Origin of the sequence: Nonomuraea longicatena, from assembly GCF_039525605.1 — a bacterium.
Lineage (GTDB): Bacteria > Actinomycetota > Actinomycetes > Streptosporangiales > Streptosporangiaceae > Nonomuraea > Nonomuraea longicatena.
Genome location: NZ_BAAAHQ010000057.1, coordinates 1 through 2,795, shown reverse-complemented (window position 1 = coordinate 2,795; position 2,795 = coordinate 1). Strand labels below are relative to the sequence as shown.

The following is a 2,795-nucleotide window of genomic DNA, read 5'->3' as shown; positions in this document are numbered from 1 at the left end:
GTGTTCGTTGGGGGGTTGTGTGGTTTGTGGGTGGCTGTCTTCTTGTTTGTGTTTGGGGGTGTGTTGGTTCGCGGGGGTGGGGTGGGGTTTGTGGTGGGGGTTCGGGGGTGGGGTGTGTGGGGCTCGGGCATTGGGGCTGCTTGAGGTGGCGGATGTAGGCGTATTGGAGGCCGTCTGTGCGGATCGGCCGTTGGCGGGAGCGGATGGCCGTGCGGGGCCGGCCGTACAGAGGAGGAAGCTCTCACAGCGAAAGGGACACTCGCGATGGGGGAAGAAAGAGCGCTGGGGAACTATGGTTACTCTATGTGGTCGGGGGTGCGCAATGTGGTGGCGATCGTGGCGGTGTACTACCTGCTACCGCTGCAGTGGGAGGGCGCGGAGTGGTTGCTCTGGCTGCGGGTTGCGGGGTTTGTCGTCGGGCTGGTGTTCGTGGTGCTCGGTGTACGCCAGGCGGCCGTGCGGCAGGTGATTCAGGGCGGTGAGAATCTGCCGCTGGCAGGGCTGGTGGAGTTGACCGTCGGCGGGGTCGTGGTCTTCGCGCTCGGTGACTATGCCCTGGCTACGGGAATGCCGGGGGAGTTCATCGGGCTGGAGACCAAGACGGACGGGCTGTACTTCGCCGTCTCCACGCTGGCCACGGTCGGTTTCGGAGATGTGCACGCGGTGGGACAACTGGCCCGGGGGCTGGTGCTGATTCAGATGGTGTTCAACCTGGTGGTGCTGGCGACGGCGTTCACGCTCTTGTCGCGTCGAGTGGTCGGCCACGTGCGTGGCCGACGTCCTTCACCGTGAGAACGGGCAGAGTGAAGGCTGTCTACCCTCACTGTGTGGTCATGTCCGGGTGGCTGTGGAGGCGGCCCAGGTCGTCGTCCACTGTGTGGTGGTGCCGCCGCGAGGAGTGTTCCAGCGCGATGGGCATTCCGTGGTAGGACGTGCGGGCGGTTGGCGGCGCTGCCGTACGTCCAGATGGCTGAGCGCTGCGGTCACGACAACTGGCACGGGCATGGCGTCCAAGTGGCGTGCGCAGGATGAGCGTGGGAAGCGGCTGCTGCATGTTAGGCCTTGGTGCGTATCCATACCGTCGGGGCGCAGCTGCCGAGGGGGGCGGGGACCGTACCGGAGCCGAAGGCGCTTGCGGTCGTGGGTGCGGCGGGTCAGTGTCCTGCCTGCGGTCACCGCCATGCGGTGGGTGAGCCGGTGGGGTGGCGAATGTGTGGGAGGCGGGGGAGCGTGGCGCTGCCGGCGGGCTCGCCCAGGCCGAGCGCGGCGGGGAGGTGATGTCGTGGAGCAGGGGGTCCAGGCGTCAACCACCGTGGGCGCGAATGCGTGGATTCGCGCCCATCGGGCGGGGCCCCTCAGCCGGTCGCGTTGGCCGGTGCGGCGACGAGGCCGTAGATGATGAGGACGCAGAGCGCGATGGCGATGATGGACCAGATCGGGTATGCGGCGATGAACGCGAACTGGCCGATCATGGCGAGTGCGGCCAGGGTGATCCCGAGGACCCGGGCCCACATGTGGCCTGCGAGGATTCCGGCGCCAGCGACGATCATGAGAACGCCGATGACGAGCCAGATCCAGCCCCAGGCGGTGTAGTTGAAGATCAGGAGCCTGCCGGCGGGAGTGATGAAGTAGCTCTCGCGGAACAGGCCGATGAGACCTTCGATGACGTTGAATACGCCCAAGACGATACCCAGCATCCCGGCGAAGGCAAGCCAACCGGACTCTGGGTGATAGGTCGGGCTGTGTGGCGTGGATGCGGTTGTCATGTCCTGATTTATCCCCCGATATAGGGAGATAGCTGTGTCGGCTTTGGTAAAGGTACGGAGGGGTGGGCTGGGATCGCGGGCACGGGGGGAGCAGTTGCGACCCATCGCCGGCCTACCGGACGGGGACCGTGGCTTTCAGGTCGTCGGTGAAGTCACTGCGGACGACTACGAGAAGACGCTGCTGCCCGATCTCGACGCATCAGAAGGTGCGACTGCTGTTCGAGCTGGGGCGGGAGTGCACCGCATGTAGCTTTGATGCAATGAGGGCTGATCTGCGGCTCGGGATTGAGAAGTTCACCGCGTTCGAACGGGTGGCGTTGGTCACTTGCCTCGGTTGGATCCGGCAGGCGGTCAGCGCCATGGGCTTCCTCATGCCGGTCGAGGTGCGGGTCTTCGGTGGCGCCGATGGGGACGTCGCCCGGAGTTGGCTGATCGGTTGAGCTGCTCGGCCCGCGTACCTGTCGCAGCTTGCTAGGCTGGAGGCACCGGGCCGCCCCCACGGGTGGCCTTTCTCGCGTAAGACCCGCGGGGCGGGCGGCGATCAGCCACGGAGGACCGGCGCTGGAGCAGAGGTCCGCTGAGTGAGCCGACGAAATGGACCAGAAGTGAACAGAGATAACGGATCGGACGACGAACGGCGCGAGCGCGGCGACGGCCCCCGCGACAGAGACGGGCGCTCCTCTGACAGGTACGGTTCCCGCGACTCGCGGGGCGAGCGTCCGTTCCGTTCCGATGACCGGCGCGAGGGACGTGGCTCCCGCGACGACCGCGAGGGTCGGGGATATCGGGACGACCAGGGGCCGAGGCGGGCGTTCCCAGAGCGGGATTCGCGAGGGTTCGCTGAGCGGCCCGACTTCAGCCAGCGTGGGCCTCGTCGGGAGTCCGATGATCGACGTGGGGCTCGTGACGATCGTGGGCCGCGTCGTGAGGGTGGTTTCCGTGACGATCGTGGGCCGCGTCGTGAGGGCGGTTTCCGTGACGATCGTGGGCCGCGTCGTGAGGGCGGTTTCCGTGACGATCGTGGGCCGC

General features: G+C 66.8%; 3 protein-coding genes. 2 read left to right on the top strand and 1 reads right to left on the bottom strand.

Going from position 1 to position 2,795, the window contains the following annotated elements:
- Positions 1-303 precede the first annotated feature (303 nt).
- A complete protein-coding gene (locus tag ABD120_RS37865) occupies positions 304-792 on the top strand; it encodes a potassium channel family protein (protein ID WP_343955197.1) in 489 nt (162 codons plus the stop codon).
- Positions 793-1,355: 563 nt separating this feature from the next.
- Here ABD120_RS37865 and ABD120_RS37860 read toward each other — a convergent pair.
- Positions 1,356-1,766, bottom strand: a complete 411-nt coding sequence (locus ABD120_RS37860) for a DUF7144 family membrane protein (protein WP_343955196.1) — start codon at positions 1,764-1,766, stop codon at positions 1,356-1,358.
- 62 nt (positions 1,767-1,828) lie between these two features.
- Here ABD120_RS37860 and ABD120_RS37855 point away from each other — a divergent pair, with 62 nt between their 5' ends.
- Positions 1,829-2,206, top strand: a complete 378-nt coding sequence (locus ABD120_RS37855; RefSeq protein ID WP_343955195.1) for a SpoIIAA family protein — start codon at positions 1,829-1,831, stop codon at positions 2,204-2,206.
- Positions 2,207-2,795 lie beyond the last annotated feature (589 nt).